The organism is Bacillus sp. m3-13 (assembly GCF_000175075.1).
Taxonomy (GTDB): Bacteria; Bacillota; Bacilli; order Bacillales; family Bacillaceae_I; genus Sutcliffiella_A; species Sutcliffiella_A horikoshii_C.
This window is the reverse complement of the sequence record NZ_ACPC01000045.1, coordinates 76,077-83,752: the sequence shown is the minus strand read 5'-3', so window position 1 is coordinate 83,752 and position 7,676 is coordinate 76,077. Positions and strand designations below refer to the sequence as shown.

At 41.7% G+C, this 7,676-nt stretch carries 5 protein-coding genes and 1 pseudogene; 4 read left to right on the top strand and 2 right to left on the bottom strand.

What is annotated here, in order from left to right:
* Positions 1-11 precede the first annotated feature (11 nt).
* Positions 12-581: an MEDS domain-containing protein gene (locus tag M313_RS0118425; RefSeq protein ID WP_010198653.1), complete on the bottom strand. Its 570-nt coding sequence runs from the start codon at positions 579-581 to the stop codon at positions 12-14.
* Between the two features lie 281 nt (positions 582-862).
* On the opposite strand from M313_RS0118425, the pseudogene M313_RS24040 reads away from it, so the two are divergent.
* From M313_RS24040 to M313_RS0118405, 4 genes and pseudogenes are all read left to right on the top strand, one after another.
* Positions 863-1,616: pseudogene (locus tag M313_RS24040) on the top strand (DeoR/GlpR family DNA-binding transcription regulator).
* Complete coding sequence (gene pfkB, locus M313_RS0118415) at positions 1,613-2,524, top strand: 1-phosphofructokinase (protein WP_010198647.1); 912 nt, start codon at positions 1,613-1,615, stop codon at positions 2,522-2,524. The pseudogene M313_RS24040 and the gene pfkB overlap by 4 nt, the downstream one beginning before the upstream one ends.
* 13 nt (positions 2,525-2,537) lie before the next feature.
* Positions 2,538-4,403 carry a PTS fructose transporter subunit IIABC gene (locus M313_RS0118410; RefSeq protein WP_010198644.1) on the top strand — a complete coding sequence of 622 codons (1,866 nt, stop codon included), beginning with the start codon at positions 2,538-2,540 and terminating at the stop codon, positions 4,401-4,403.
* A gap of 127 nt (positions 4,404-4,530) precedes the next feature.
* Positions 4,531-6,033 carry a phytoene desaturase family protein gene (locus tag M313_RS0118405; protein ID WP_010198641.1) on the top strand — a complete coding sequence of 501 codons (1,503 nt, stop codon included), beginning with the start codon at positions 4,531-4,533 and terminating at the stop codon, positions 6,031-6,033.
* 270 nt (positions 6,034-6,303) lie between these two features.
* Here M313_RS0118405 and M313_RS0118400 read toward each other — a convergent pair whose 3' ends face one another.
* On the bottom strand, positions 6,304-7,491 hold the full coding sequence (locus M313_RS0118400) for a chromate transporter (RefSeq protein ID WP_010198639.1): 1,188 nt from the start codon (positions 7,489-7,491) through the stop codon (positions 6,304-6,306).
* Positions 7,492-7,676 lie beyond the last annotated feature (185 nt).

Here is a 7,676-nt window from a genome sequence, read left to right as displayed (position 1 = left end):
GTTCGGTTCCCTCAAGGTTTTTTATATGATTCCGAGGTGTAAAAATCATCATCGGTCATTACATATTTATGAACTTGTTCCAATGCCGAATGCAGGACAGGTGACAAAGAATTGCAGGAGTATGCGCAAACTGAAAGCATACCTTCTCTAACAACAAAGTCATCTGAAGTAATTTCGTATTCCTGAAGCTGCTCAGCATCCGGCTCGTCTGATGCCCACTCTACATGAGCCCAGGTACGGATGGAGCGATTGTTTTTTTTCAATATAGTAACATCTTTTTCGAAATGCCCCAATATTGTCTTGGTATTAAAATCTCCACCTGAAAAATAATAATCAAAATTATTGACGATTCTTATGGCGGATTGCTGATCTTCGCTGTATCGCTGCTTTATTGTATCTTTTATTTTTGGGAGGTTTTTCATACTTTCAATAATAAGTATATTTTCTTTATTGTTAATGCCTGAGTCTATAAATGATAGTAAATGGTCTAGATAGACGTCTATCTCTTTAAAACGATAGTAGACATGCCCTTCCGTGATACTCTCTAGGTTTTGGGGGGTAAAAGCAGGAATTGGTCTCACCTCTAAATACGTATTTTGATCTCAACCAAAACAAACAGAATACTTATTGTTTATTCTAGAAGATATCCAGTTCATTATAACATGAACAACAATTATAAGTATTTTAATTGACTGCTACACCAATACCCACAGCAAAAGCGATATCGGGGTTAATCAGGATGGAGATATTGTTGATTGATTTTGACTGATAGTGATTATTTTTGATTGATAATGATTGATTTTTGTAAGAGCTTACATTACAATGAAAATACATATTAACGAACCAGGAGAAGGTGATTTGCATGTTAACACCAGAAAGACAGCAGAAAATACTTGAATTAGTTCAAAAACAAGATGTAGTGAAGCTTCAGGACTTTGTGGATGCAACAGGCGCATCGGAATCAACCATACGTAGAGATCTAAGTCAGCTTGAAGAAGCGAACAAATTGAAAAGGGTGCATGGGGGAGCTGCAAAAGTTTATCAAAAGACGGAGGAGCGAAGCATACTTGAAAAGGCTTCCATAAACCTTCATGAAAAAAAACAAGATAGCCAAAAAGGCTGCAGAGCTTGTGAAAGATGGAGATTGCATTTTCCTTGACGCCGGAACAACTACTTTTCAAATGATTCCATACCTTGAAAACAAGCAGGTTACCGTTGTCACCAATGGTTTTGCACATATTCAATCATTGATGGAAAGAGGAGTCACCACTTATATCGTGGGTGGATTCATGAAGAATAAGACGGGGGCCATCATCGGGAGTAAAGCTAACCAGTCTTTACTTGACTATAATTTCGATAAAGCATTTATTGGAGCTAACGGTGTCCATTTAAAAAGTGGTTATACGACTCCAGACCCAGAGGAAGCAAGTGTGAAAAGTCTGGCAATCAAGCTTGCTAACGAAGCTTTTATACTTGCCGACTCCTCCAAAATCAAAGAAGTGACTTTTGCAAAAATTGCACCGCTTCATTCGGCTGCACTTTTAATAGATCATTTGGATGAGTCGATTGCAGCTGCTTATAGAGAAAGTACAATCGTGATAGAGGTGATGTCATGATTTATACAATTACATTGAATCCTTCCATAGATTATGTGATGGAAGTGGAGTCGTTTCAAGAAGGGACCGTAAACCGGGCAAGCGAAACAAGATATTACCCTGGAGGTAAAGGGATTAATGTTTCGAGGGTATTGAAAAGACTTGGGGCAGATACAATAGCACTCGGCTATGCGGCAGGCTTTACCGGGAATTTTATTAAAGAAAAGCTGATAGAGGAACAAGTGGCGGTCAGGCTTCTGGAAGTTGATGGGCATTCCCGTATAAATGTGAAGCTAAAGGCGGTTAAGGAAACGGAGATCAACGGGACCGGCCCGTTGGTAGATGATGATGCGGTAAAGAGATTGCTTCAGCAGCTAAACCATCTTACCAGTGAGGATATTGTTGTGCTGGCAGGAAGCGTGCCTGGCACAGTTCCCTCCAACATTTATGAAACTCTCATTCTGAAGTGTCAGGAGCACGATGCTAAAGTGGTGCTTGATACTGGAGGATCAACGTTAAAAGCGTTACTGTCTTATAAACCTTTTTTCATTAAACCGAACCACCATGAACTTGGTGATTTGTTTAGTATCAATATCCAATCGATAGATGATGTCATCCATTACGCAGGAAAAATTCATGAACAAGGAGTACAGAATGTTGTCGTATCCATGGCAGGAGAAGGGGCCATTCTGTACACAGAATCTGGAGTTTATTTTGCAAAAGCACCTAAAGGAGAAGTAAGGAACTCTGTTGGTGCAGGGGATTCCTTGGTCGCAGGTTTCCTGGCGGGATTTGTAAATTCAAACAATATTGAAGAGGCTTTGCGATATGGAATCGCATCGGGCAGTGCAACAGCATTTTCTTATGACCTTTGTCAAAAGGTTGATGTAAATCACTTATTGGAGCAAGTACACTTAGAAAAACTTTGAAGGGGAGAGAGTTATGAAGATTACAGATCTCTTGACGAAAGACACGGTTACGTTGCAATTGAGATCAGGCACAAAACCTGAGGTTATTAGGGAATTGATTGAATCACTTGATCGTGCCGGCAAGCTAGCAGACAAAAAGAAGTATGAAGAAGCCATCCTTGCAAGGGAAGCCCAGAGTACGACTGGAATTGGAGAGGGGATAGCAATTCCGCATGCGAAAACGAATGCGGTGAAGACACCTGCCATTGCCTTCGGTGTTGCAAAGGATGGAGTGGATTACGAGTCATTGGACGGTCAGCCGAGTCAGCTGTTTTTCATGATCGCGGCTAGTGAAGGAGCCAACAATGAACACTTAGAAACCTTATCTCGTTTGTCTTCGATGCTGATGGACATGGAATTCCGTACTGCCTTGTTAAATGCATCTACAAAAGAAGAGATTATCAGTCTCATAGATAAGAAGGAAAAGGAATTATATGAAGAGGAAAATAAGGAAGTACCTTCTTCCGATCATGCAGGCTTGATTCTCGCTGTCACTGCCTGCCCTACTGGAATCGCACACACCTATATGGCTGCAGATGCGCTCAAGCAAAAAGCAAAAGATTTAGGTTTCACTTTAAAAGTGGAAACGAATGGTTCGAGTGGTGTGAAAAATGAACTCACTCAAGAAGACATAGAAAAAGCATCCGGGATCATCGTCGCTGCCGATAAGCAAGTGGAGATGGAACGTTTTCATGGCAAAAAGATCATTCAGGTTCCTGTTGCTCAAGCGATCCGTAAACCAGAAGAACTTTTGACTAAAGCAAGCCGAGGAGAAGGTGAAACCTTTACAGGAACTGGCGCTTCAAACTCGGAAGGAAAAAAAGGTCGTTCCGGGTTCTATAAACATCTGATGAGCGGTGTTTCCAATATGCTACCGTTTGTTGTAGGTGGTGGTATCCTGATTGCGATTTCCTTCATGTTTGGAATCAATGCATCAGACCCAAATGATCCTAGCTATCATTGGTTTGCGGAAGCTCTTATGACTATTGGAGGCGGAAATGCCTTTTACTTAATGATTCCTGTGCTTGCTGGATTCATTGCCATGAGTATTGCGGACCGTCCTGGATTTGCTGCAGGAATGGTTGGTGGATTGATTGCATATACGGGTGAAGCTGGTTTCTTGGGTGGTCTCATTGCCGGTTTCCTTGCAGGATATCTCGTTCTAGGTTTAAAGAAAGTTTTCAGTGGGTTGCCAGCATCTCTTGAAGGGATTAAACCTGTCCTGCTGTATCCGCTATTCGGTATCTTTTTAACAGGAATGATCATGATCCAATTGGTAATTCCCCTAAAAGCGTTTAATCAAGGATTGACGTCTTGGCTAGGTGGCTTTGGCGCAGGGAATTTGGTTATATTAGGAGTCATATTAGGTGCTATGATGGCCATAGATATGGGTGGTCCTATCAACAAAGCAGCATTCACATTCGGTATTGCGATGATTGATGCAGGAAACTATGCACCGCATGCAGCGATCATGGCAGCAGGTATGGTGCCTCCACTTGGATTGGCACTTGCTACAACCATCTTTAAGAGTAAATTCAACAAGCAAGAGCGGGAAGCAGGAAAAACATGTTATATCATGGGAGCTTCCTTTATCACAGAGGGTGCCATCCCGTTTGCGGCAGCGGATCCGTTACGCGTCATCCCTTCTGCAGTCGTAGGTTCAGCAGTTGCCGGTGCGCTTGCCATGTTATTTGGAATAGGACTCCCTGCGCCTCATGGTGGAATCTTTGTTATTCCGATTGTGACCGGAGGTATATTCATGTATGTGTTGGCAATCATGATCGGAGCTGCTGTGACAGCGGTAATGGTCGGATTGCTGAAAAAAAGAGTTGCGATGTAAAATGGATGAAAAAGTGATGGGGTATCTCATCACTTTTTCTAATTAAAGTTTCAAACACATCAAACGTTAGAGACTTTGTACCCATTGTATATAATAGGAACTACCATGTAAGAAAGAAGGGAACAGCATGCTTAAAGACGCAATCGTTATCGGAACTGGTTTTGGTGGAATTACTGCGGCAGCCCTCCTTGCAAAATCAGGTTCCGATGTTTTGACACTTGAATCTGCAAGTGAGCTTGGTGGGTGTGCGGGCAAATTTGACCGTGAAGGATACCGGTTCAGTGCAGGCGCGACAGTTGGCATGGGTTTTGAAGAGGGTGGAATGTTAAAAAGACTCTTTGGAGAGCTAGAAATACCGATTCCGCTAATGAGAAAGCTTGATGAAATAATGAATGTGTATCTTCCTGACCGTACAGTTACTTATTTCTCGGAAAAAGAGAAATGGTTTAAAGAAGTCATGGATAAATTTGAGTGCGATCAAGACCGTATTCATGCATTTTTTGAAGAAGTATTTAATGTAGCCGACATATTGCGGAAATTTGTAGAGAAACGAGCTATCTTTCCACCAGTTACTATTTCAGAATCCTTTGCGTTATTAAGAAGTTTGGATTTAAAACTTCTAGGATTGGCTCCATATTTAACTCAATCCGTACAAGACCGGCTATCTAAACATGGTTTGACGAAAAACAAACCGTTTATGACGTTTATCAATGGTCAGCTCATGGATAGTGTTCAGACGACGGCAGCATTTAGTCCTTCTTTGTTAGGTTATATGGCATTAAGTATTTTTCATAAGGGCGCTTTTTACGTAGAGGGTGGACTCGCATCCATCATTCATGCATTGGCGGAAAACTATAGAGCCTCAGGAGGGGAACTACGCCTGCGTCATAAAGTTGTCAGTATAGCCAAACAGGGGGAAGTCTGGACAGTTATGACGAAACGTGGGCAAGTATTCAGAACTAGACAGGTTATTTTGAATGCTCCAATTCATAATATATTTTCTTTGCTAGAGCCTGAGTTGCATAAAAGCCTTCCTATTAAAGAACAAAAAGAAAGTAGTAGGGAAGCTTGGGGTGCCTTTACTCTCTATATTGGAGCAGAGCCTTCGTTTATGATGCCAGAAACGAGTTCCATCCCATTTCACCAGTTCATCTCCTCCTATGAATCCCCTTTAGCAGAAGGTAATCAATTCTTATTTTCCATGTCACAAGAGGGGGATACGAAGTTCGCACCAAAGGGAAAAACGTCCATTACTATTTCCACTCACACCAATGTCAACAAGTGGTGGGAGAGGGAATCGTATGAAAGTAGAAAAGAAGAATACATGGAGAGAATCATTGATTCTATTGATAAGAGATTTTCGAATTTTTCTTCCAATATTGATGTGAAAATGGCGGGAACTCCAGTGACTTTTAAGCGTTATACCCAACGCGCTCACGGAAAGGTAGGCGGTTATATTCCTTCGGGAAAATATAGTTTATTTAGTAGTTACTCTCCGAACTCACGCGTGGATGGGCTATGGTTTTGTGGAGATACCGTTTTTCCAGGAGCAGGTTCATTAGGGAGCAGCTTGAGTGGATGGATGGTGGCAGATGCGATAAAAGGGAAATACTCAAGGAGGGGCATATGAGTCTATCAATCGTTAACTGGCAAAGCCGCTACTGGTAATAAAACAACCGACTTCTCGTGTGAGAGGTCGGTTGTTTAGGCTTGGCTTGTATAATGGTGGTGTATGACTCCCTGCGGCTTCAATATTGATCAAACATTGTCCTCATAGGCGAGCAATGACGCCCGGAGGAGGAGAAAATAAGGAAACATTGTCCTCATACGAGATCAATGACTCCCACTAGAAGTGAAAACCACCAAACATTGTCCTCATAGACAAGAATTTCCCTATTAGTTATAGAAACAATCCCATCAAAGTTCCACCAATGGCACCTGTTAATACAATCACCCAGGGTGGAAGCTTCCAATAGACAAGCATACTGAACAAAATAGCTGCAAAAGCAAAATCAATTGGTGCTAAGATCGAACTTGTCCAAATTGGGAAGTAGAAAGCGGAAATCAAAATTCCAACAACAGCAGCATTAACTCCCATTAATGCTGCTTTCACTTTGGAATTACGTCTCAAAGAATCCCAAAATGGTAGTGTACCAAGAATTAATAGAAACGCTGGAAGGAAGATAGCGAATGTTGCTAACAGTCCTCCCTTCCAGCCGTCAATGACAGCACCGATATAAGCGGCGAATGTAAATAATGGACCTGGGACTGCTTGGGCAGCACCATAACCCGCTAGAAATGCTTCTTCACTAATCCAGCCCGTTGGTACAAATTCGCGCTCTAGTAAAGGAAGTACTACATGCCCTCCACCGAAAACTAAGGATCCTGAACGGTAGAAGCTGTCAAATAGTGCCACCCAGTTCAACGAAGTCGCTTCTCTTAAAATAGGCAACAAAATAAGCAGCCCGAAAAATAATGTCAAACAGATTACCGCAAGGCGCTTGGAAATTGGAAACTCCATACGAGAGTCATCTGCTGTGATGGTTTGTTTAAACAAGATAAAGCCAATGATCGCCGCTACGAGGATTACTCCAACTTGGGAAAATGCGGTTTGCCACAATAATGTAATGACTAGTGCAAATAATGCGATTGCTTTTCTTTTTAAATCTGGGGTCAGATTGTTCGCCATTCCTATTATGGCATGAGCGACAACAGCTACCGCGACAATCTTCAATCCATGAATCCATCCGGCATTACCTACGTCAAACCCCTGTAAGATGATAGCAAAAATAATTAATGCTAAAACTGATGGTAACGTGAATCCTAAAAAGGAAACAATGCCCCCAAGAACTCCTGCTCGCATCACGCCTATACCTATTCCGACCTGGCTGCTCGCAGGTCCAGGCAAAAACTGGCATAAGGCTACAAGGTCGGCGTAACTTTTTTCATCCATCCATTTTCTACGTCGTACATATTCGGTATGAAAGTACCCGAGATGGGCTACTGGTCCACCGAAAGAAGTCAGCCCTAGTCTTGTTGATACAATTAAGATCTCTATTAATGACATTAATTTGTTTGGTTTCTTCATGTTGATCACCTTCTTTACTTTACATTGTCTTTTGATTCGATATTAATATATCATACCTAGTAGTATCTCAAAAAAAATAATATAACCTTTACGTAACCTTTACAAACTCTTTGTAAAGTTGACGTTTTCAGCCTAATGGGCTAGAATGAAAGTAATAAAATTATGTTTATCCCAAAGGGGAGTAG